This window comes from Secundilactobacillus paracollinoides DSM 15502 = JCM 11969, assembly GCF_001311135.1.
GTDB classification, from domain to species: Bacteria; Bacillota; Bacilli; order Lactobacillales; family Lactobacillaceae; genus Secundilactobacillus; species Secundilactobacillus paracollinoides.
Genome location: NZ_BBAG01000007.1, coordinates 17,772 through 41,001, shown reverse-complemented (window position 1 = coordinate 41,001; position 23,230 = coordinate 17,772). Strand labels below are relative to the sequence as shown.

Annotated in this window: 14 protein-coding genes and 5 pseudogenes; 4 read left to right on the top strand and 15 right to left on the bottom strand. The window is 46.2% G+C overall.

From position 1 onward, the window contains the following. Nucleotides 1–101 precede the first annotated feature (101 nt). Both JCM11969_RS04420 and JCM11969_RS04415 read left to right on the top strand, forming a co-directional pair. A pseudogene (locus tag JCM11969_RS04420) lies at nt 102–1,957 on the top strand (cation:proton antiporter domain-containing protein). Between the two features lie 132 nt (nt 1,958–2,089). Next, nucleotides 2,090–2,674 (top strand): histidine phosphatase family protein, encoded by a 585-nt coding sequence (locus tag JCM11969_RS04415; protein WP_369523191.1) that lies wholly within the window; start codon nt 2,090–2,092, stop codon nt 2,672–2,674. Nucleotides 2,675–3,372: 698 nt separating this feature from the next. Here JCM11969_RS04415 and JCM11969_RS04410 read toward each other — a convergent pair. From JCM11969_RS04410 to JCM11969_RS04385, 6 genes are all read right to left on the bottom strand, one after another. Beyond that, on the bottom strand, nt 3,373–4,332 hold the full coding sequence (locus JCM11969_RS04410) for an ABC transporter ATP-binding protein (protein ID WP_054708701.1): 960 nt from the start codon (nt 4,330–4,332) through the stop codon (nt 3,373–3,375). A gap of 49 nt (nt 4,333–4,381) precedes the next feature. After that, complete coding sequence (locus JCM11969_RS04405) at nt 4,382–5,428, bottom strand: ABC transporter ATP-binding protein (RefSeq protein WP_054708698.1); 1,047 nt, start codon at nt 5,426–5,428, stop codon at nt 4,382–4,384. A gap of 13 nt (nt 5,429–5,441) precedes the next feature. Continuing rightward, on the bottom strand, nt 5,442–6,461 hold the full coding sequence (locus JCM11969_RS04400; protein WP_054708694.1) for an ABC transporter permease: 1,020 nt from the start codon (nt 6,459–6,461) through the stop codon (nt 5,442–5,444). Between the two features lie 15 nt (nt 6,462–6,476). Further along, on the bottom strand, nt 6,477–7,406 hold the full coding sequence (gene opp3b / locus JCM11969_RS04395) for an oligopeptide ABC transporter permease (protein ID WP_054708691.1): 930 nt from the start codon (nt 7,404–7,406) through the stop codon (nt 6,477–6,479). Between the two features lie 361 nt (nt 7,407–7,767). Beyond that, nucleotides 7,768–9,405, bottom strand: coding sequence for a peptide ABC transporter substrate-binding protein (locus tag JCM11969_RS04390; protein ID WP_054708688.1), 1,638 nt, complete (start codon nt 9,403–9,405; stop codon nt 7,768–7,770). Nucleotides 9,406–10,005: 600 nt separating this feature from the next. Beyond that, nucleotides 10,006–11,661 (bottom strand): peptide ABC transporter substrate-binding protein, encoded by a 1,656-nt coding sequence (locus tag JCM11969_RS04385; RefSeq protein WP_054708685.1) that lies wholly within the window; start codon nt 11,659–11,661, stop codon nt 10,006–10,008. 843 nt (nt 11,662–12,504) lie between these two features. Between JCM11969_RS04385 and hflX the strand changes: the two are divergent. Next, nucleotides 12,505–13,786, top strand: a pseudogene (hflX, locus tag JCM11969_RS04380) (GTPase HflX). A 60-nt stretch (nt 13,787–13,846) separates the two neighbouring features. Here the strand turns inward: hflX and JCM11969_RS04375 are convergent. From JCM11969_RS04375 to JCM11969_RS04335, 9 genes and pseudogenes are all read right to left on the bottom strand, one after another. Continuing rightward, nucleotides 13,847–14,499: pseudogene (locus JCM11969_RS04375) on the bottom strand (amino acid ABC transporter permease). A gap of 11 nt (nt 14,500–14,510) precedes the next feature. Next, nucleotides 14,511–15,152 (bottom strand): amino acid ABC transporter permease, encoded by a 642-nt coding sequence (locus JCM11969_RS04370; RefSeq protein ID WP_054708681.1) that lies wholly within the window; start codon nt 15,150–15,152, stop codon nt 14,511–14,513. Beyond that, nucleotides 15,149–15,985: a transporter substrate-binding domain-containing protein gene (locus JCM11969_RS04365; protein ID WP_054708678.1), complete on the bottom strand. Its 837-nt coding sequence runs from the start codon at nt 15,983–15,985 to the stop codon at nt 15,149–15,151. The genes JCM11969_RS04370 and JCM11969_RS04365 overlap by 4 nt, the downstream gene beginning before the upstream one ends. 20 nt (nt 15,986–16,005) lie before the next feature. Beyond that, nucleotides 16,006–16,737, bottom strand: a pseudogene (locus JCM11969_RS04360) (amino acid ABC transporter ATP-binding protein). Nucleotides 16,738–17,754: 1,017 nt separating this feature from the next. Next, entirely contained in the window at nt 17,755–18,663 is a 909-nt protein-coding gene (locus JCM11969_RS04355) for a DUF6681 family protein (protein WP_054708675.1), read from the bottom strand. Between the two features lie 32 nt (nt 18,664–18,695). Continuing rightward, the gene (locus JCM11969_RS04350) at nt 18,696–19,241 is read right to left on the bottom strand and encodes a hypothetical protein (protein WP_054708672.1); all 546 of its coding nucleotides are present in this window, start codon (nt 19,239–19,241) and stop codon (nt 18,696–18,698) included. 379 nt (nt 19,242–19,620) lie between these two features. Further along, on the bottom strand, nt 19,621–20,061 hold the full coding sequence (locus tag JCM11969_RS04345; protein WP_054708668.1) for a Fur family transcriptional regulator: 441 nt from the start codon (nt 20,059–20,061) through the stop codon (nt 19,621–19,623). Nucleotides 20,062–20,181: 120 nt separating this feature from the next. Further along, nucleotides 20,182–20,754, bottom strand: coding sequence for a nucleoside/nucleotide kinase family protein (locus tag JCM11969_RS04340; protein WP_054708665.1), 573 nt, complete (start codon nt 20,752–20,754; stop codon nt 20,182–20,184). 14 nt (nt 20,755–20,768) lie between these two features. Next, nucleotides 20,769–21,197, bottom strand: a complete 429-nt coding sequence (locus JCM11969_RS04335; RefSeq protein WP_054708664.1) for a bis(5'-nucleosyl)-tetraphosphatase — start codon at nt 21,195–21,197, stop codon at nt 20,769–20,771. Between the two features lie 603 nt (nt 21,198–21,800). Here JCM11969_RS04335 and JCM11969_RS04330 point away from each other — a divergent pair. Then, nucleotides 21,801–23,208, top strand: a pseudogene (locus JCM11969_RS04330) (APC family permease). Nucleotides 23,209–23,230 lie beyond the last annotated feature (22 nt).

Genomic DNA, 23,230 nt, shown 5'->3' with positions numbered 1-23,230 from the left:
TGTAATTAGACTATTTTTAAACAAGCGCGTTCAACACTGTCGTCTTTAGCGATGATAACCTATTTAGCGGCGTTCCTTAGACCGCAATTGTGAGGTGCTTCATGAACCAAATTTCCCTAGTCATTATTTTGTTAGCCGCGCTCATTATTCCGCTCGTGATGGCGCGATTCAGGCTGACCCTATTACCCACGGCCGTCATTGAGATCATTGTCGGGGTCATCCTGGGTCCCAGTCTGTTTAATCTGATTCACACCAGCGAAACGTTGACGTTGTTAAAAAACGTCGGGGTGATCGTCCTGTTATTCTTGAGCGGTCTGGAGATCGACTTTTCCCTCTTCAGCCGGAAACAAACGGACCTGTCCCCTTTGCAGCAAAAGCAGGCCGTGTCAGCGCCGCGCTACTCCGCCGTAACCCTGGCTTTCCTGAGTTATGCCAGTATCGCGGTCATGTCCATCCTGCTGGGTTTTATTTTTCAACTAACGGGCTTGTTCAGCGATATGTGGCTGGCGGCCATTATTTTCATGACGATCTCGCTGGGCATCGTCATCGCCGCGCTGAAGGAAAAAGAATTACTCAGCAAACCCTTTGGCCAAACGGTATTGCTCATCTCGGCCCTCGGGGAGGTCGTCCCAATGTTGGGGCTGACCTTTTACGCCTCAATTTACAGTCCCCACTCGAAATCACTGTGGCTGTTACTGCTGATTCTGCTCGTCGCTGCCCTGCTATTCTGGCGGTTCAAAGCGTTCTTCAAGTTCTTTGATAAAATCAACAAGTCCACCACGCAACTGGATGTCCGCTTGGCCTTCTTCTTGATCGTCGCTCTTGTTACGGTGGCGGAATCGGTTGGGGCAGAAGGCGTCTTGGGTGCTTTCCTCGCCGGGATCGTATTGAAACTGCTGGAGCCGCACGAAGAGACTAAGGTGCGGTTAGATTCCATCGGCTACGGCTTTTTTATCCCGATCTTCTTTATCATGAGCGGTGTCGGGCTGAATCTGAAAACCCTGCTCCAAAGCCGGGAAACACTGATATTGATTCCGGCCTTTCTTGTCGCCTATTTACTTGCCAAGCACTGGTATACCCGATCCTGCGACTGCGGTTTAAGAAAGCTAACGCGTTTGCCGGTACCGCCATGACCAGTACCACACTGACAGTCGTTTTGGCGACGTTGCAAGTTGCTCAACACCTCAACAAGTTGACGAGCCAACAGTCCGGTGCCTTCCTGCTGGCCGCCATTTTGACCTGTGTCATCGGCCCGCTGCTCTTTAACCGGCGTTACTCAGATGAGGAAGAGGACCTCAAAAAGACTGAAGTCCACTTCATTGGGACCAACGTGTTGACCGTGCCCGTTGCGCAACAGTTGGCGAAGGGCTGGTTCCAAGTGCAAATGTACACCGACCGGCAGACCAACTATAGTGCGTTTAACAGTGAGACCAACGTGATCCTGCTGGAGAATCTCAACGCCAACGATCTCGTTGATCAAGGGGTTTTTGACACCGACATCATCATTTTGGGACAGAGTAACTCAAAAGAAAACTACCGGCTCGCTAAGGCCGCCAAACAATATGGTGTCCCACGGGTCATTGCTCGGTTTGAGGACGCCAATATTTTGGACGACCGGCGTGAGACCTTAATCAAGATGGGCGTAGAGGTCTACAACACCCAAGACGTTAACATCAGTATGCTGCGGGCGTTGATTCAAAGTCCATCTACCATCGAACTGTTGAGTTCCACCGAAGCCGCCGTTTACGAAGTCGGTCTGCGTAACCGGAAATATGTGGACATTCAGGTGCGCAACCTGCCCTTCATTGACGACATCACGATCACACAAATTTATCGTGAAAAACGCTTCATTCGGCCCAGCGGTGATACCCCGTTAAAGCTCAATGATCACATTTTATTTACCAGTAATAAACAGGACGCGCCAAGAATTCGGCGTGAACTTGGCAAACTGAACTAGATAGATATGCTACACTTAACCTAAGATTTGATTACAAGACGCACTAAGGAGTTTATACATGACAAGTTTTTCAGTCTATTTCGTCCGTCACGGGCAAACGTATTTGAACAAGTACCACCGGATTCAAGCTGGGTGGACGCCCCGCTGACTGACAAAGGCATTGCGGATGCCAAGCACGCCGGCGACCGGCTTAAGGTGATTCCGTTTGACGCCGCCTACACCAGCGATGCACCGCGCGCCCAAAACACTGCCAAGTACATTCTGGCCGTTAACCCCGGAACAGTTAGCGAAGCCACCATCGATACTGCTTTTCGTGAAGAGAACTTCGGCTATTTTGAAGGCAACGATGACCTGCAAGCCTGGCACATGATCGGCGGGCCAGACGGGTACGACACTTTCAGTAAAATGATTGCTGGCTACTCCATCGAAACGGTTAAGGACATGATTGCCGCCAAGGATCCCTACCATGACGCGGAAGATAACGCGCAGTTCTGGGCTCGCCTAGACGCCGGGTTTAACCGGCTAATTGCCACCCACCACGACGGCGATAAAGTCCTCGTCGCCTCTCACGGTACAACCATCCGCAGCATTGTTTCACGGTACAGTGACACCCTCGATCCTTCAGAAACAACTGAAAACGGCTCTGTCACGAAGCTTACGATCACAGATGGTCATATTCACGTGGATTACTTTAATAACACTAGTGATGCCTTATAAGCGCTATTTAAAAGGTGCCGTTATGGCATCTTTTTTATGACTCTGAGAGTTTATTGTTAAGTAATCCAAATAGCATAAGAATGTCGCTTCGTTCCGCCGGTCGGCCCTGCAGGCTGAGGTGGGGTCGCTACGGAGCTATTGAATTTCTTGGCAGAAATTCAAGGATCTCCTACGTCTCCCGTATTAGTAACCGACCAAAGTACGGTCGCCAACTAATACCGACACCACAGCCTGCAATGCCGACCGGCTCCACTTCGCTACAAAACTTGTCAAAGTTAACATTGAAGGTAAGACTTCATAAGTGGTGTCACGAAGACGGTTAATCAATCGTTACTGTCAATAGCAAATTGTGAGAAGCATTACTGTCAGTAGTTTTACCCGCAGTCGAGGGCGGATTCTCTGCAAACTAGTTTTAACGCCATTATGATGCTTAACCAGTGGTAAAAATATAGTTCAACGTCAGTGGAATGGAGTAATTTGGCACGGAGCTGTGGTGTCGACATCAGTTAGCGACCGTTCTTGGGTCGGTTACTGATGTGCGAGACGACTGAGATCCACTCGAGAGCCACGCAGTGGAAATCGAGTTAGCTCAGTCGCGAGCCATCACACGGAGTGCCAAATTGCGGAATGCAACGCAAGCTATCCACAAACGACAAAAAAGGCAGCCACAAATGTGACTGCCTTTTTTATCGGACGATTTAAAGAACCGTAAGTCCCTGCTCTTGGGCACGTTTCTGATACATTGGAATTTCGTCTTCACTGGCTTGAACCCAGTGATGATCGGCAATTTCGACCAGTTTACGTACCTTGTCGCCCTTCTCGTACTTTGGATCATACCCGATTTGCGTCCGGATCCGCTCATACTCTGGGTCAGGAATCGGCACAGCAGAGAGCAAGCTGCGGGTGTAGTCGTGCAACGGATGGTTGTAGACTTCATCCGACGTCCCAACTTCCAACATCCGCCCGTAATGCAACACACCGATTCGGTCACTGATGTACTTGACCATCGACAGATCATGGGCAATGAAAAGGTACGTTAAATGACGTTCCTTTTGCAGTTGTTTCAACAGGTTAACAACTTGGGCTTGAATGGACACATCCAACGCTGAGATCGGTTCATCAGCAATGATGAACTTTGGTTCCACAGCAAGGGCGCGGGCAATCCCGATCCGTTGCCGCTGCCCACCTGAGAATTCATGAGGGTAACGGGAACCGTGGTCGCGATTGAGGCCGACCGTTTCGAGTAATTCAGCTACCCGTTTGTCACGGTCTTCCTTCGTTTTTGCCAGGTGATTAATGTCGATGCCTTCCGCAATGATGTCGCGAACTTTCATCCGGGGATTCAAAGAGGCATAGGGATCTTGAAAGATCATCTGCATGTCACGGCGGAACTGCTTCATTTTCGCCTTGTCCTTCATGCCAATGACTTCGTCGCCATTGAACTTGATGGAGCCGCTTGTTGGTGTGTACAAGTGGATAATGGCACGACCGGCCGTGGTCTTCCCAGAACCGGATTCGCCCACTAACCCAAAGGTCTCACCCTCGTAAATATCAAAGGAGATGTCGTCAACGGCTTTAACTTCGTCTTTTTTGCCAACGTTGAAGTACTGCTTCAAATGGCTAACTTCCAATACTTTTTTGGCATTGTGGTCTTCCATTATTGCTTCTCCTCCTCTTCTTCTACTGGGTGCGATAACTTCTCAGCAGCTAAGTTTTTTGCATTTCAGCAAACTGTTTTTGCCGTGCCACGATCTGAACAGGCGGCGTGACTTTCGGGGCGTCCGGATGCAGCAGCCAAGTTGCGGCGTAGTGAGTATCGGAGACCTTGAAAAACGGCGGTTCCTGTTCGGTATCGATCTTTAAGGCGTACGCGTTCCGTGGGGCAAACGCATCGCCAGCAGGCGGATCCAGTAAATCAGGCGGCGTTCCTGGAATCGAAGGCAGCTCGTCGTCGTTGGTTTCCAACGTCGGCATTGAGCTTAACAGCCCCCAAGTATAAGGGTGCTTTGGGTTGTAGAAGATTTCGTCAACCGTCCCGTATTCCACGATCTTACCCGCATACATAACAGCAACCCGGTCAGCCATCCCTGCCACGACACCAAGGTCATGGGTGATAAAGATGATCGACGTTGAGATTTTGTCCTGCAACTCACGCATAAGATCCAGAATCTGTGCCTGAATCGTCACGTCCAACGCAGTAGTTGGTTCGTCAGCAATCAGGATCTCCGGATAGTTGATCAGCGCAATGGCAATCACGATCCGTTGCCGCATCCCACCTGAGAATTGGTGCGGGTAGTCGTTGATTCGATTTTCAGCATCCGTAATACCGACAAGCTTCATCATTTCAAGGGCTTGGGCCATGGCCTTGTCCTTTTTCATGCCCTTATGCACCATCAGCGGTTCAGCAATTTGCCGACCGATACGCATCGTGGGATCCAACGACGTCATGGGATCTTGGAAAATCTGAGCGATCTTTGCACCACGCAGGTCTTGAAGCTGTTTTTCAGACATCTTCAGCACGTCTTGGTCGTGGAACATGACCGTCCCGCCTTCAACCTCGGCGTTGTTCGCCAGCAGGCCCATAATGGACCGCGTCGTGACCGTTTTCCCAGAACCGGATTCCCCAACAATGGCGAGTGTCTCACCCTTTTTCAGGTTGAAGCTCACGTCACGGATGGCTTTGACCGTCCCAGCGTAGGTCTTGAAATTGATTTTGAGGTTTTCGACCTCGAGAATGTTTTCGTTACTTTCCATCATTTTCGCTCACCTACTCTTTCGTTTGTGGATCAAAGGCATCCCGCAAACCATCGGCAAACACGTTAAACGCAATCATGATGACCGACAAAACGATTGCTGGATACCACATCTGATACGGCAGGAACTGGAAGTTCTTTTGCCCATCATTCAGCAGTGTCCCAAGTGATGCTTGTGGTGAACTGATCCCGATCCCAATGTAGGACAGGAATGCTTCGAAGAAGATCGCACTTGGAATCGTAAACATCGTTTGAATAATGATGATACTTGAAAGGTTTGGCAACAGATGCTTAAACGCGATTTTAACGGAACTCTCGCCAAGCGTCCGTGCTGCTAAAACATACTCTTGTTCTTTCAATTCCAAGGTTTGCGCTCGAATCAGCCGGGCCATGGTGGTCCAACTTGAAAACGCAATGGCGATGGTGATCGACATCATCCCTGGTTTCAAAACCAAGATCAACAGCACAACAACAACCAGTTGTGGAATTGACATAATAATTTCAATCAACCGTTGCATAAAGTTATCGATCCGGCCGCCTTGCCAACCTGAAAACAGGCCAAAGGTCACCCCGAACAACAGGTCAACTGCCGTTGCAATCACGGCAACGGTCAGTGAGATCCGGGTCCCGTAGAGGATTCGCGATAACAGGTCACGGCCAAGGTAGTCGGTCCCTAAGAGGTAGAAATGAGAACCGGCGTGGGCTTGGGCGTACGCATTGACCCGGCTGCCCGCCTGGTTCAACGTCCCGTTCAACCCGTTAATATCAACGCCGGGCCACTTTGGTGGTAAGTTTGCAAACTGCGGGTTAACCGCATTTGGATTGTGTGGTGAAATGAATGCGGAGCCAAACGCCGCGAGGAAGAATAAGATCAAGATGATCATTGCAATGACCGCACTCTTGTTTTTCCTCAACCGCCGCCAAGCATCCTGTAAGAACGTCAGGTTAGGCGCTGCGATTTTTTCACTATCCAGGTGAGCCGATTTATCAAGGGGCTCAAAACTATCTGCTGGAAGTTTTACTTGATCAGCCATTTATTTTCCTCCCAATTAGTTACTGTTCCCAGTGAGTCGAATCCGTGGATCAATGATGCCGTAAACGATATCGGTCAACAGCAGGACGACCATCAGCATGACACTATAAACGATGGTCACCGCCATGATGGTTGGATAATCGTTGGTCAGGATCGACTTCACAAATTGTTCCCCGATACCAGGAACGGAGAAGATGTTTTCAATCACCATCGACCCAGTCATAATGTTGACGGCTAACGGTCCAATAATCGTAACAACGGGAATTAAACTGTTCCGGAGCGCATGGTGGTAAATCACACCCCACTTGCTCATTCCTTTGGCCGTCGCTAACTCAATATAATCTGAATTTAAGACGTCCACCATTTCAGTCCGAATAAATCGGGCCGTATCGGCGAACGGCGAGGCCGCCAGTGCCAGAGTCGGTAGAACGGTATACGAGAACCCGCCCCAGTCGGCAATTGGGAACCAGCCCAACTTCAAACCGACGTAATATTGCAGGAGAACGGCCAGAACGAAACTTGGAATGGAGATCCCAAGAATTGAGATGATCGTGGTTCCAGAATCGATCCAGGTGTTCTTGTTGATGGCACCCAAAGCGCCAAAAACGATTCCGGGCAAAACACCGATGACCATCGCTTGGAACCCAAGCAACAGTGAAGGTCCGATCCGGCTAGAGATCAGGTAGGAAACAGGTTGGTCACTAAATTGGAAGGAAGTCCCGAAGTTCCCGTGGAAGATCCCAGCAACGTAGATCAAGTATTGCTGCCATACAGGCTTAGTCAACCCGTACTGTTTCAAAATCAAATGTTGTTGCGCAGGAGACAGTTTTTGTTGGTTAGTCAACGGTGTCCCGGGTAACAGCTTCATCATGAAGAACGTGACGGTGATGACGATAAATAATGTCAGTAGCAGATAAAATATCCGCTTTGCTAAATACTTCGCCATGAATATACCTCTCATTTCTAATTTGCAGACTAGTTCTATTTTAGCATGACTGTAAAATGACGATTTATATATGTAAAAGTAAGGACTGGATACCCAATCCTCACTCTCACGAAACCTATCAGAACACACCCAGTGTGGTTAGACGGTGGAGCAACCATTTATTTAAGAGTGTTTGACAAGCCAGGTAGAGGGCGGAGTGTAAGGTGCTTTCGGCATAAAATCCCGGTCCTGGATTTTGTGCCGGAAGTGCCTTACACAGCAGCCTCTGGCTTGTCAAACACGTTTCGGCTATGAAGCTAGAAAGCCCTCACAACCCCACGTATCGATTAATTCTTCACGTGATTACTAAATCCCAACACGCCTATTTACTATTTGAGATATAAGCGTGGCTAAAGTCCCATTGTGCACCAGTTGGGAAGTACTGGATACCATGAACCTTAGACTTCAATAGCTGTGCCTGACTTTGTTGATACAACGGCACGATACCTTGTTGTTCCATCAAAGTCTTTTCGGCACCAACCAAGTCGTTCCAACGGGCGTCTGCGTTATTGGCATCCTTACCCTCGGCATTCTTGATATCGGTATCGTAGGTCGCGTTCTTCCACTGACCATTGTTATAGCTGTTGTTTGAAGTAAACAGCGAACTGAACGAAATAGCGTCTGGGAAGTCAGCAATCCAGCCACTGACAACAATATCAAATTGTCCTTTTTGAGACCGGCTTAACCGTACGTTAAATGGCACGTTTTCGGTTGTGACCTTCAACCCAGGCAATTTTGTCAACTGACTCTGAATGAACTCAGTTGTCTTTTTACCAGCTGGCGTATCATCCGAGAGCAGTGTCAGACTTTCACTTGACTTACCAGCTTGTTTCAAAGCCTTCTTCCAGTCCGATTTAGCTTGTGCCAAATTGTACTCAGTACCAGATTTAACATATGCGGCATCAGCAAAATCAGTTGACCCCTTCTTTACTAATCCAGTTGGAATCAAACCTTTAGCATTCTTCGACCCATCGGCTAGCACATCACTCACAAATTGTTTCTTATTGATTGCTAATGAAATGGCTTTACGGGCGTTTACATTGTTCTTAAAGAACCCTTTGCGCTGGTTGAGTTCAAGATAGAACGTTGACGCACTGTTTCTAAGGTGCATATCCTTAGAGTTCTTCAGCTGTTTATACTGTGTCCCGTCAGTGATCAGTTCGTCAACCTTGCCACTTTGATACTGGCTCAACCAAGTCCCTTGATCTTTGATAACTTGGAACTTAACGGCTTTAAGCTTTGTGGCCTTTGCATACCAATAATTCTTGTTCTTAACGAGTTCCCATGAATTGTTTGTCCCAGTCCAGCCAGCAAGCTTAAACGGCCCATCATAGATGGCATGCTTTGAATTCGATGCGTACTTTGAACCGTACTTATCAACAATCTTTTGACTTTGTGGGAAAAACGCTGGTGCGCCGACAATGTACTTAAAATAGCTTTGTGGACGAGACAAGCTCACAACGACATTGTACTTGCCATCAGCTTTAATGCCAAGTTTTGAAGGTGACATCTTACCTTTATTGACCGCCGCATAGTTCTTCACATGATCATACAGGTAAGCATATTGTGACGCGGTCGAAGGCTTTACAGTCCGTTGCCAACCATAAACAAAATCTTGAGCTGTAACGGGATCACCGTTACTCCACTTGGCATGGCGGAGGTTAAACGTCCATGTCTTCCCATCCTTTGAGATCGAATAGGATTTAGCAATCCCAGGCCGCACCTTGGAATTTTGCCCAATTCTAAGCAATCCTTCATCGACGTTGTTTAGCGCGCCACCACTGACAATATCCGTGGATTTTGATGGATCCATTGTTGGAATATTAGACGTTTCAACCCAATTCAACGTCTGATCATCAGCCAGGTTCTTACTACTGCTACTTTTAGACCCACACGCGGCCAGTAAAAGCAGTGACGCAGCAGAAACGGCACCCAACTTAACAGCAGAGCTAAGTTTCATAAGCAATACAACCCCTTTTTACCGCATAAACATACTGACTTATGAATATGTAGTTAGAATGGTTTTATTGTATATTAGAAAGCAATTAAAATCAATGTTGGTTTATCATTTTCAACTGCTTATGACCACTAAATCCCCGTGTTAATCGCCCTAATTCAGTGAATATTTTTTCGTTATGGGGATAACTTCTCACAGAAAGGTTGTCCTTTTTATAGTAGTTTCTCACATACGTCCCAAGTGTACCACGAATAACGGCGGAGAAAAAACCAGTCTTATCAAATTTAGTCTGCGCAACAATCGTCTATCAGACACTAACCTGCAAATCGTCGACAGGGTTATCCGACTTGCAGATCAATTGCTTACAACGTATAAATCTTACATCTTAGAATTTGCTGTGTTTTGCGCGCTTAAACACGTTCTAAGGTGTTTCATTACCGTGACCCCACTAAGCATAAAATAATGGTCAAAGCGCAATTTTATCGCATTTTAACTCATTTCTGATACGTCTACTTTAAACCGAAAAGTGAGTATTCTAAACAAGTAGAATACTCACTCCAATAAGTCAGAAACCTTGGCAGATCTTTGACGTATTATGGTAGGTTATTTAGAAACATACATATTCTTAAAGTTGAATGGCGTCCCAGCAGTGTTGTAAATAACACCCTTAACCTTAGCATTCAGCAACTGTGGCATCGTGCTCTGGAACAATGGGATAACACCTTGATCCTTCATCAAGATCTGTTCAGCCTTCACCATATCATTCCAACGTGCTTCTGGCTTGTTGGCATCTTCATTACCGGCTCTCTCAATCAACTTATCATATTCAGTGTTCTTCCACTGACCGTTGTTGTATGAATTGTCGGAAGTCATGATGTCTAAGTCAGTTGATGGATCAGAGTAGTCAGCACCCCAAAGTGTCAGTACCATCTGGAACTGGTGATCAGCAGATTTAGCTAAACGTTGCTTATACGGAATGGCATTCAGTGAAACCTTGATACCAGGCAATTCCTTTTGTAATTGCGATTGAACATATTCGCCGGTTTGCTTTTCTTGTTGGGTATCATCAGTCATCAAGGTGAATGAAACGGACTTCTTGCCAATTTCCTTTAGTCCTTGTTTCCAAAGTTGCTTAGCTTTAGCGGTATTGTAACTCACACCAGTTCCATTGCTGTCCGCATCCTTAGTAAAGTCAGCACCGGTCTTAGGATTCTTGGCAAGTCCCTTAGTCACAAAACCTTTTGCTGCAAATGAGCCATCCGAAAGGACATCCTTCGTCAAAGCGTTCCGGTTAAGTGCCAGTGAAATGGCTTGACGAATCTTTTGGTTCTTAAATGCAGGCACTTTCTTATGGTTCATTTCAAGGTAAGCCGAACGGGACATTGGTAACACGTGCATGTCCTTATTGTTCAACATGTTCTTCACTTGGTTACCACTCAAAACAGCTTCATCAAGCTTGCCGCTCTGGAAGAGGTTCAGTGCTGTCCCAGGATCCTTTGTCACTTGATCGTTTAAGGTCTTCAAATGAACGTTCTTTGCATCCCAGTAACTGTTGTTCTTAACGAGTTTCCAACTATCGTTAGTCCCAGTCCAGCCTTCGATCTTGAATGGTCCGTTTGACAAAACAGCACTAGCCTTGGTCCCATATGCCTTACCCTCTTTTTTAACAAAGGCTTGGTCTTGCGGGAAGAATGGCACATACCCAAGTAATAATTTGAAGTATGGGATGTTCTTTTCCAAAGTCACGGTTAACTTATACTTGCCATCAGCCTTGATACCTAAGCTGCTGACAGGCGCCTTGCCCTTCATGATCTTATCAGCGTTCTTCACGCCATCAAAGATATATGAGTATTGTGCAGCGGTCTTCGGGTTAACCGTCCGTTGCCAGCTATAGACAAAGTTTTGTGCAGTCACGGGATCACCGTTACTCCACTTAGCATTTTTACGTAATGTAAATGTCCAGGTCTTTTGGTCTTTGCTGATTTTGGTCTTAGTGGCCATCCCTGCTTCGACTTTGTTATTAGTCCCTAAACGATACAGCCCTTCATTCGTGTTGTTCAACATATTCATGCTAATCTCATCAGTTGCTAATGAGATATCCATGGTTGGTAACTGCGAACTTTCCATCCAGTTCACGGTCTGATCGGCTGCATAGTTACCGGTCCCCTTTGAACTAGACTGCTTGTTACTACCGCACGCCGCAAGGGTTAACGCCACTGCAGCGACAGCTGTTAACTCAGCAAGTCGTCTTAACTTCATCTCTAAATTTCTCCTGTAAACACACCAAATATAATTGCAAAATTTCGACCACCCAATAGCCGAAATGAATAACGCATTAATACTACATTAACGAATAATTAAAAGCAATCATGAATTTTTACATTATTTTGGTGTGACTCAACTTAACCCCTTGGTACGTCTATTATGAGCGTATCTTTAGAAAATTAAAAAATATTTATGTAACAAAAGTAAGTAGTGATTTTTGCTTTAAACAAGCATTAGGTTTCTATTTAGATGTATCTGCTGTAAGTGACTGAAAATAGTGGGTTTGTGACCTATGTTAAAGATGTTAGATTGCTAGCTTTTTTACGGTTGATATTCTTAGAATTATATGTGGAGATTAAATTTAGCATATGTTAATAGTCATGCACCAATAATGAATGATGATGTTGCATATTTCGGGTATATTGTGGATTAGGATTGGCTATCGGGTGTTAGTGCTTTGTTATCTGCCTATCTCACAAAAGATTAGTCGTTATAGCAATCGTCTCTGCGGTTGCTAAAACCCCGCTGGATAGTTGCCGTTATCTTCTATTGCCGAAACGTGCTCCCGAAAGCAAGGGGCGGCCATGTAAGTAACTCTGCAAAAATGCCAAGTTCAGGCATTTCTGCCAGAGTTACTTACATTCTGCCCCTTAACCGCTTTCCTCCGCACTCTGTGTCGAAACGTGCTCCCGAAAGCAAAGAGCTGCACGTAAGGGCTCTCTGTCCAAAAGTCAGACCCGGCCTTTTCGACAGAGTGCCCTTACGCTCCGCTCTTTAACCGCTTTCCTCCGTACTCTGTGTTATACTCAACACATAGGAAATGAGGATGATAAAACTATGGATAACAGCGAATTAACCCCGGTCATCAACATTGGTTGAATACCGGTCGCGCCAATTTTAACTATGGCATGGATGAATTGGCTGCCTTAAGTGCCGCTAACAACATGAACGTGGTCGAGCGCATCGACCAGAGTTTGCCTAAGCCCATTGCTGCTACCTACTTTGGGACTGGGAAAGTCGAAGAAGTCCGCGATGTTGTCGTCGAAACCGGCGCACAGATTGTTGTCGCAAATGATGAACTGACCCCTAGTCAGATCCGGAACCTTGAGAAAGTCATCAAGGTCCCCGTCATGGACCGAACCGGACTAATTCTCGCCATCTTTGCGAACCGCGCACAAAGTCGTGAAGCTAAACTCCAAGTCCAATTAGCTAAATTACAATATCAAATGCCCCGACTGCACACTGCAGCTAACCAAAGTTTGGACCAACAGACTGGGACAAGTGCTGGTGGCGGGTTTACCAACCGTGGGGCTGGTGAAGCTCAGATCGAATTAAGCCGTCGGACAGTGCAACGTCAGATCAACACGTGCGGCATGAACTCAAGGAAGTTAACCGCTCAGCTGAGGTCAAACGGCAACAGCGTGAAAAGGGCCACCTACCAAACGTGGCTTTGATCGGTTATACGAACGCGGGTAAGTCCACCATCATGAACGAACTCATCAAGCGGTTTGGCATGAATGACGATAAACAAGTAATGGTGAAGAACATGCTGTTTGCCACTTTGGACACCAGTGTGCGTCAACTGCAGTTTGAGGATTCAAAGAAGCTCCTGCTGAGTGACACAGTTGGATTCGTTTCGCAATTACCAACGACTCTGGTTGAAGCCTTCAAATCAACGCTTTACGAAGCCGCTAATGCAGATCTTTTGGTTCAAATCGTCGACTACTCTAGCGATGACCGTGCTGATATGATGAGTACAACTGAAAAAACACTGCGAGAGATTGGCGTTCCTGACTTGCCAATGTTAACGGTGTTTAACAAGGCTGATCTCACCGATAGTGAGTATCCAACCCAAGCTGGTGATCAATTAGTCATTTCAGCAAAGGATGATGCTTCCATTGACCTACTAGTGGATGCCATCAAGAAAAAGGTGTTTAAGAACTTTGTTACCGCAACGTTTATGGTGCCGTTCGACAAAGGTGACGTTGTCTCCTATCTAAACGAGCATGCTTCAGTGTTAGAAACAGACTACAAAGCTGAAGGTACGCAGATCAAAGCCGAAGTAACCGATATTGATTTTCAACGGTTCCAAGCCTACTACGTTTCAACGGAAGCCTAATCGCAACAAAAAAGGCCCTGACATATCAATTGTCAGAGCCTTTTTGTTGCAAAAATTCAATTAACTCATTCGTCGTTCCAAACTTCGTGAAACCAGCGACAGCGCATAGCACACCACGAAGTACATAATAGCCAACATCAAGAACATCGGCAGAATGTAGCTGGTGTTTTCGCCATAAACGATCTGTGCGTTATGCATCAGATCAGGCAACACAATGATTGTGGCCAATGACGTATCCTTGATCAGCGAGATAAATTGGCTGACTAAGGCTGGAATCATTTTCTTCATCGCCTGTGGCAGAATAATGTGATACATGGTTTGACTATAGCTCAATCCATTAGCACGGGCACCTTCCATTTGACCGGATGGCACCGCCACAATTCCTGACCGCACGATTTCAGCAATCATCGATGATTCAAACACGATCATCGCAACGATGGTTGCCCACACACTACTTGGCCGGAGCCTAAATTAGGTAAACCGAAGTAGGTGAAGAAGATAATCAGCAGTAACGGTAAATTTCTAATGACATCAATGATAAAGCCAACGATTGGCGAGAGAATTTTAATATTCACATAGCGAATAATACCGAGAATCGTCCCAATCACATAACTACCAGCAATCGAGGCAAGTGACACGACCACGGTAATCCAAAGGCCTTGTAAAAGATAACGCATGTTGATCCACGAATAAGCATCAATAAAGTCTTTCATGATCGCACCTCCTATGCTGCTAATTTCTTTTCAAGATGCCGCATCCAGTAGCTTAGCGGCATGGTGATGATCAGGTACAACACCCCGACACACATGTACGTACTCATGGTACTGAGTGAGTCAGAAGCAATCACGTTCCCTTGGTACATCAGATCAAAGCCGGCAACGAAGGCCAGCACTGATGAGTTTTTGACCAAGTTAATAAACTGGTTGCCCAGTGGTGGAATAACGTAGCGAAACGCCTGGGGCAACACGATGTACCGCATTGATTGCCAGAAACTCAGGCCGTTTGCCCGGGCACCTTCCATTTGACCCGGATCCACTGAGTTGATCCCAGCACGCACCGTTTCAGCAATAAACGCTGAGGTGTAAATCGTCAGGCCAATGGTCCCGGCAGCAAACCCACTAATTTTCACGACAAACATGGGAATCACCACGAAGAAGAACATCGTGATAACCAAAAGTGGAATGTTCCGGAAAACTTCGATATAAATTCGGGCAATGACCCGCAAAAATTTAATTGGAGTGGTTTCAAAAATTGCAAACATTGAGCCAATGATCAGACTAAAGAATAGCGCAATCACACTACAGAGGAGTGTTTGACCAAAGCCTTGCAAGAGTTGACCACCATAGTTAGAGAATATTGAGATCAATGTCGTTCCATCTCCTTATAGTTAAACCCTTTGACGTTTCCGAACCACTTCTTCAAGATCCGGTTATACTCACCAGATTTTTCAATTTGGCGCAGTGCCTTGTTCACATCAGCCTTAAATTCAGGTTGGCCCTTATTGATGGCAACCCCGTATGGTTCCTTGGTAAAGGCGCCACCAACGACGTGATAGCCAGGATTTTCAACTGCCATCCCAAACAGGATCCCGTTGTCAGTCGTCAACGCTTCACCCTGACCAGACTTCAACGCCGTCATTGCTTGCGCATAATCAGATAATTGCAACACCCGCGCTTTGGGAGCTGCCTTCGCCACGTTTTGCACGGAGTTTGACCCAACGACGCCGAGAACGGTTGCCCCGTTTTTATTCAGGTCCTTAATGTTATGAATCGGACTGCTGTCCTTCACTAATAGGGATTGCCCAGCATCAAAGTAGGACTTCGAAAAATCAACCTGCTTTTCCCGTTCTGGCGTAATGGTCATCGTGGCAATAATGGCATCGATGTTCCCGTTTTTCAGTAGCGGCATCCGCGTCTGACTCGTAACCTGAACGAAGTTAGCCTTCCCTTTTGGTCCCAAGATCTGTTTCGTAATGGCTTTGGCAATATCCACGTCAAACCCTTTGATCGTATCATCCTTAACGTCCATTAACCCAAACAACTTGGTATCGGCCTTGACCCCCCAAGTAATTGTGTTAGTCTGCTTGGCTCTGGTCACCACATTCTGTGCGGATAACGCTTTTGAGCCACAGGCTGACAACATCACTAACACGACTAAACTGGAGAGGACGATTCCGACTAATCGAAATACTTTCTTCATGTGCTCGTCTCCTTTGTTGACTAGTGTGTAATGATCTTACTCAAGAATTGACGGGCCCGTTCATTAGTTGGTTGACCGTCAAAGAAGCTTTCCTTACTATCGTCTTCAAGAATCTGACCGTCAGCCATGAAAATAACCCGGTTGGCCACTTCACGAGCGAAGCCCATTTCGTGGGTCACAACCAACATGGTCATGGCAGAATCACGGGCAATATCCTTCATAACGTTCAGCACATCATCGATCATTTCTGGATCCAACGCGCTGGTTGGTTCATCAAACAGCAGTGCCTTTGGCTTCATCGCTAATGACCGGGCGATGGCGATCCGTTGTTGCTGACCCCCTGAGAGTTGCTGGTAACTTAGGTGCTTGGTCGGCTAACCCGACGCGGTCAAGTAACTCCATCGCAAACTTTTTGTTTTCTTCCTCAGGTCGTTTCAACACGAGGCGTGGTGACAACATAATGTTTTCGAGAATCGTTTTGTTCGCATAGAGGTTAAAGTGTTGGAACACCATCCAACGTTCTTACGAATCCGGTTCATATCCGTCTTGCGGTCCGCCAAGTCTTGGCCGTTCACGATCAGTTTTCCCTCTTGAATGCGCTCCAACCCATTGATCGTCCGAATCAGGGTTGACTTACCAGAACCGGATGGGCCGATCAGCACAACCGTTTCACCGCTATCAATTGTCAGGTTGATATCGTGTAACGCATGAAAGTCGCCGTAGTACTTCTCGACGTCTTGGAATTCAATCATTGACATATCTTTTCCCTCCACCTTGAAAAATAACAGAACGGCAAGTCAGCAACCCGCCGTTCTGTGAGTTTCTTTAATCACAAATGTTTAGAATCATCGTCAAAACTGCTGTTTGAGATTTCATACACTTTTAATTTTAATTCAATAATAATTCTAAACCATTATTCCGAATTGGTCAAAATAATTCTATCTGTAAAGTCCTGTATATTGCGTTTTGTTCGCTGAATACCGGTGTCATAACCGCTCTATACCGCGAGAAAGAACAGCCAAAAACCGAAAATTTATTCATTTAAAATTTTTGTCATTCATTTTAATTAGAATACCATTAAAACGTTAATCAACTTCTTCGGCCAGTATTAGCTAAACGTGGGGTTGTAAGGTTTTAGAAAACCAACACTGTAATTGATTGAAAATGATGCGGGTGTCACAGTTTGATGGCATCTTTAAAATGAATTTTGGTCGGCGTTGGTTGGAAGGTGGCGCTCGTTTTTCTAAAACACGGCTCGACTGGAAGTATGCCTGCTTGTTTACAGTCAAAAAAGACGCTCAATCAAGATCCTGGGTGGATTTTGATTGGGTGTCTCTCTTTTTAAGTTATATTTGTTTGGCTTTTTGAATCTTGGCAGAAACGTGTTCAGCAAGCACGAGGCTATCGTGTAACCGACTCTGACAAAAAAACAGGTGCTAACGTCCTGGGTTCATGCTGCATTGTGCCTTTGGCAACGTGCGTTTCCCTTATCTAGTGGAAACGCGTTCAGCAAGGCACGGGGCTAACGTGTAACGGAGACTGACCAAAAAGTCAGACCCGGACTTTTCAGTCAGTCTCCGTTACACACCGCCCCTAGACCGCCTTGCTTCACGCTCTAATGCCTAAACCGCGACATCCTCGTAGGTTCATCATTCGTTTGGTTACTATCGTCTCGCTCATCACTAGACCCATACTGGGTTGACCGATCCGACTGACTTGCCGTTGCGCGACTATTGCGTTCTCTCGAGTAAAGCTGTGACGCGCCATTGTCACTTTGATAGCACGCGCGTTGAAGATAGCGGTTGTTGCGACGTTGGTTGCGTATCCGTTTTTTCCTCGCCCTGTTTTTCATAGGCCAACTGCACCCGGATAGCGTATGGTGCCTGTTTTTCCATCGGCATATTACGGCCCATTTCCATGTAGGGACCGCCGACCAGGATCACATTCGCCAAATACAATTTCACCCGATCTTGAATATCATTGATTGACTGCAACCCAACCGTGGTCACTGTCCCAACCTCGACTTTTTGTGACTGGTTAACGCCTGCTAGAACTACCAGGTCGTTTCCCTGGTGACTTAGTTCAAAGTAAGGAATGTTGACGCCTAATCCGATCGCATAAATTGGCTTATGCTGTTTTTCGATCTGCATCGCAATTTCACGTTGACCCAAGCCAGAATAATCAGGCTGCATCAAGCTCAACTGCTGCAGATGTGCTGCTAATTCATCAATGTTCCGTTGTTGCGTCAGTGTCACTTTGACCTTACCAGGCAACACTTTTTTGGCGTCGAAGTAGCCGTTTGCCGGGATGCTGTTGAGTAACCCATTCCCCATTTGTTGTTGCGCGTTGGCGGCTTCTTGTTGATTGGCTTCAGCAGCCGGATCGCTCCCAAATGGTTTTCCCATTAATTTTTCGATCTTTGGTGAAATGTCGAACGGCGGTTTTTTCGTCGTAAAATAATAAAACACATTCATCACTGTAAAGTAGGCTAAAATCAGGCCTACGAGCAGAATGCCAAATCCTCGGAGCCAGTAACCATTATGAATCCAACGTGTTGCCACGTAGATCAGATAAATAGTCCCAAACGCCCCGATGATGGTGTAGATCCGGTTCTTCAACTTCGTATTAATGTTGAAGTAACCCAGATAATGATTAATCATGTCAAGTAAGCTAAACAAGGGTAAGACCCTCCTCACGTTGCGTTATTTGTCTAGTAGCCATTTGTAGTCGTTGTTTGGTCACTTGATGTCCCAGTGGTATCCCCACCTGTATCCGTTGTCGCACTATCCGTTGTAGTTGAACTTGAATACGTCGAAGATGATGAGGCCGTTGACGGCGTGGTACTGGTAGACTTATCCGTCGTCCCAGTGGACTTCTTTGAAGTTGTCCCAGACTTAGTTGTCGTTGCGCTACTTGTGTCAGTATCGGTTGTGCTGGAATCATCAGCGGCCTTCGAACTTTCCGCTGCTTTTGAACTTGATTCGCTAGCCTTCTTCTTCGATTCACTTTCTGCCTTTTTAGAAGATTCCTTTGCCTTACTTTCAGACTCGGATTTCTTCTTAGCTGAATCCGACAACGATTTTGACTTAGTTGTCGGATCCATTGAACTACTTGAAGCCACGCTAGCTGTTTTTGAAGTCGGCGTCCCCTCAGTAGAATGACTGACTTTGTTGACCACCACGTTAGTCGCGCCTAAGGCCAGTGCAATTGAAAGAATTGCAAAGGGTGTTAAAAATGGTGGCGTGCGATATGCCATAAAAATGGCACCTCCTTTAAAATAAAATACTATACCATTATTATCTCAATCAACTCTAAGTAATTGATGAGCTTGTTTTCATTAATTAAAAATAGGGTTCTTTGACAGTATACCAATTTAAGTCTGTTCTGAAAATAGCGTCCGGCCAATTTAACCAAAATTAGCAGTCGTTACAGGACAGGATCCCGCAAATTGAGGCGGATTTTTTCTTATGCTGTCATTGATACTAATAGTCTAACATCTAAAGTAAACGACAAACTATAATATTAGGTTAAAAACCTTTAGTCAACCATAAAGCGGGTACCAAAACCAGGTTTCAGCCATAAAAAATGCCTGTCATTCAACAAAAAACTAGCACCCAACAACGCGGTGCTAGTCTTTAATCTACGGCCATTTCCGCACGACACTGTGCGCATAGTCCGTAAAGTTCAATTCTATGACCAACAATCTGATATCCAGGCAATTGTTCCTGGAAAACGTCAAGCGGGCACTCTTTCAATTCTGTGACCTTGCCGCAGCGCTGACAGATAAAGTGGTGGTGATGCAGATGGCTAAAATCGCACTGATATTTAACGCGCGCCTGGTCACCCTCGACCCGTTGCTCCACCATGCCCGCCTGTTCAAATTCCTTAATGTTGCGGTAAATGGTGTTATGACTCATGCCAGGGAATTGCTGGCGCATGTAGTCATCCACCAAGGTGACATCGTGGTAGTGATCCTGGTTATCTAACAGATAGGTCAGGAGCGCCTTTCGTTGTTTCGTCACTTTTAAATGATTCTTTTTTAAAACATCAATTGCTTGCGTTAACGTTTGTTGCATGATGTGCCTCCTCTGCTAAGACTGGCATGTTAGTGATTCATTGTTCAGACAATCTTCAGCAGTTAAATAATAATGATTACTTTTTAGTAGTCTACCACAATATTGTCGACAACTGTTTAATCATGCTTTGGGCGAGGTTGGTGTTGTTAACTCAGCCACGAATTCGTCTAAACGATTCTTAGTCGTGTCCCACTTATCATTTTGAATCACCGTAGCAATACCTGACAAACCAGCCGGTAACGTAAGGTCACGACGATATTCATCACTCGCTAAACGATTCTTGACCATTTCTAACTGATCACCGCGCTGCTCTAATCGTTCTTTCAATAATAAAGGATGCGCGACAGTCAAGAACAGAACTGACACCCGAGTATCCAACTCTTTAACGTAGGTCTCAGCACCCTTGGTATCCAAAACAATGCTAACAAGGTCTGATTTTGAAAAGGCACGGGCTAACCCTTCTAAAGACGAACCATATTGGTAGTTGGCATAGTGGACAGATTCCAGGTAGTGATTCTGTTTAAACGTCTCAGGTGTTTCAAAGTAGTAATCGACACCCTCCTGCTCTCCAGGACGCTTGGGACGAGTTGTATGCGTAATAATTCGGGGGATGTGAAACTGGTCGGTGAGATAGCTGCTCACCGTGGTTTTCCCAGTACCAGTGGCACCGGTGATCACAATAACGCGTTTCATAGGCGGCCTCTCCCTTATTTTCCGGCTGTGATCTTCATAGAAATATACTGATCAGCCCGTTTTAATAGGTCTTTTAAATTATCATAGGTCAACCGGTCAACTGCCTCGTCAAATGGCAACCAAGCGGTATCCGCGATTTCAATATCCTGCTTCGTGATCGTGACGTTGTCCGCAACCTCACTCACGAATAAGTGAACTTCTTTATGATTACCGTTAGCCATGTCGTATTGCAACTCGTCGTGGTAAGTCGTGTCCAGCTCAACAGTCAACTGAGTTTCTTCTTTAATTTCCCGAAGTGCCGTATCAGCCAAATTTTCCCCAGCTTCAACGTGTCCCTTAGGAAAGCCCCAGAATACACTGGTGGCACTCTTTAATAATAGATAGTAGGGTTTGCCATCGCGAACTTGATAAACGACAGCACCACTCGCAACTTCTGTTGTCATATGAATTCCTCCTAAGGTAATAAGTGATTGCTATCTATTTTAACGAGTTTTGGGGGTAAAGTACAGTGCAGAGTGTGAAGCAAGGCGTTTAGAGGGCGGAGCCTAAGTTAACTCTGACAGAAATTCCTGGGCCTGGAATTTTTGTCAGAGTTGGCTTAGGCAGGAGCCTCTGCCTTGCTGAACACGTTTAGGCAATATAAAAAATGAGCGCAGTAGTCATTACAACACGGCTGCCCAAAAACCGAAAAGTCCGGGCCTGACTTTTTAGTCATCGTCCGTTACACGTTAGCCCCGTGCCTGAACACGTTTCGACAATATAAACATAGAACGAATCAGAAAAGGCAATTGGGATCTTTGAACCGGAGATTGCGACAAGTTAATTCAATGGAAAAGAAAAAACCTTACATATACTCTATTGCGTCAACATCTTAGCCAACCCTCACGTCTATCTTGTCAAAAATGCCAAGTTCGGGACTTCATTCTTAGAATCTTCTCTCCCACCTAGCCTAAACGCGCCCCTTAAACGCCTTGCTCCGCGCTCTCAACAAAGTTAAAATAGGTTTAATCTTCTAAAAAGTATTTAATATAGTTGGAGGAACATACATGTCACTTAGAGCTCGTATTTTTCGCCGGGAGCGCATCGACCGTTATCTGGAGACGGATAAGCACTTTGCTAAAACGATGAGTGCTGTCGATCTGATCTCACTGGGAATTGGTGCCGTTATTGGGACTGGAATCTTCATTTTACCCGGGACGGTTGCGGCTACCAAGCTGGCCCCGGTATTATTCTTTCCTTTATTGTTGCTGCCGTTGTCTGTTCCACCGCGGCCATGTGCTACGCTGAGTTTGCATCCGCTATACCGGTTGCCGGAAGCGCCTACTCCTACGGCAATCTCGTTTATGGCGAAATCGTCGGCTGGGTCCTCGGTTGGGCTTTGATTCTGGAATACGTGTTGGCCGTGGCAGCCGTTTCCAGCGCTTGGGGCGCCTACTTCAAGTCGTTTATGAGCGGTTTTGGTGTCCCCATCCCTGCTGCCATTGTTGGCGGATTAGACCCGGCCCACGGTCAGTATGGAAACTGGTTTGCAATTATTATTGTGGTTCTGATCTCGCTCATGCTCGCACGCGGGATGCGGACATCCGTCCGGTTAAACAACATCATTGTCTTTGTTAAAATTGCCATTATTCTGTTATTTATCGTTGTCGGCGCGTTTTACGTGAAGCCAACTAACTGGCATCCGTTTACGCCGTATGGTGTGCATGGTGTGTTTGCGGGCGCTTCCGCCGTTTTCTTTGCCTACCTCGGGTTTGATGCCGTATCAAGTTCAGCTGCCGAAGTGAAGAATCCTAAACGCAACATGCCAATTGGCATTATTGGCACGCTGATCATCACAACGATCCTCTACGTGGGTGTTTCCATTGTCCTCACCGGATGATGAGCTACAAAGACCTCAACGTGGCTGACCCGGTATCCTTCGCGCTACAGTTCGTTCACCAAAACTGGATCGCAGGCATTATCTCTCTGGGCGCGATGGCCGGCATGTTTACCATGATGGTCACCATGATCTACAGTTCATCGCGGTTGATCTACTCGATTGGCCGGGATGGCCTGCTGCCGAAATTCTTAGGAAAATTGGATGGTCAGGGCTTACCAAGAAACGCTCTTGTGACCATTACCATTGTCATCAGTATCATGGGTGGCTTTGTGCCACTTGACCAGTTAACTAATCTGGTTAACATTGGGACATTGATTGCTTTCTTGTTTGTCTCCTTTGGGATCATTCCACTGCGACACAACAAGGAAATCAAAAATCACCAAGGGTTCGAAGTGCCCTTCTACCCAGTATTACCAATCGTGTCTGGACTGCTCTGCATCTTCATGTTGACACAACTGCAGGCTGAAACGTGGATTGCTTCACTGATCTGGTTTGCTTTTGGCTTGATCCTCTACTTTACTTACGGGATGAAACATAGCCGCCTCAACGATCCAAACGAAATTGAACAGGACTAAAAAAAGCGCCCTTTAAGGGGTG

What these genes read in the sequence shown, in the direction of transcription:
- JCM11969_RS04410 (WP_054708701.1), bottom strand. Translation starts at nt 4,332, where the DNA reads ATGGAAGACCACAATGCCAAAAAAGTATTGGAAGTTAGCCATTTGAAG.
- JCM11969_RS04405 (WP_054708698.1), bottom strand. Translation starts at nt 5,428, where the DNA reads ATGGAAAGTAACGAAAACATTCTCGAGGTCGAAAACCTCAAAATCAAT.
- JCM11969_RS04400 (WP_054708694.1), bottom strand. Translation starts at nt 6,461, where the DNA reads ATGGCTGATCAAGTAAAACTTCCAGCAGATAGTTTTGAGCCCCTTGAT.
- opp3b (WP_054708691.1), bottom strand. Translation starts at nt 7,406, where the DNA reads ATGGCGAAGTATTTAGCAAAGCGGATATTTTATCTGCTACTGACATTA.
- JCM11969_RS04390 (WP_054708688.1), bottom strand. Translation starts at nt 9,405, where the DNA reads ATGAAACTTAGCTCTGCTGTTAAGTTGGGTGCCGTTTCTGCTGCGTCA.
- JCM11969_RS04385 (WP_054708685.1), bottom strand. Translation starts at nt 11,661, where the DNA reads ATGAAGTTAAGACGACTTGCTGAGTTAACAGCTGTCGCTGCAGTGGCG.
- JCM11969_RS04365 (WP_054708678.1), bottom strand. Translation starts at nt 15,985, where the DNA reads ATGAAGAAAGTATTTCGATTAGTCGGAATCGTCCTCTCCAGTTTAGTC.
- JCM11969_RS04350 (WP_054708672.1), bottom strand. Translation starts at nt 19,241, where the DNA reads ATGGCATATCGCACGCCACCATTTTTAACACCCTTTGCAATTCTTTCA.
- JCM11969_RS04345 (WP_054708668.1), bottom strand. Translation starts at nt 20,061, where the DNA reads ATGCAACAAACGTTAACGCAAGCAATTGATGTTTTAAAAAAGAATCAT.
- JCM11969_RS04340 (WP_054708665.1), bottom strand. Translation starts at nt 20,754, where the DNA reads ATGAAACGCGTTATTGTGATCACCGGTGCCACTGGTACTGGGAAAACC.
- JCM11969_RS04335 (WP_054708664.1), bottom strand. Translation starts at nt 21,197, where the DNA reads ATGACAACAGAAGTTGCGAGTGGTGCTGTCGTTTATCAAGTTCGCGAT.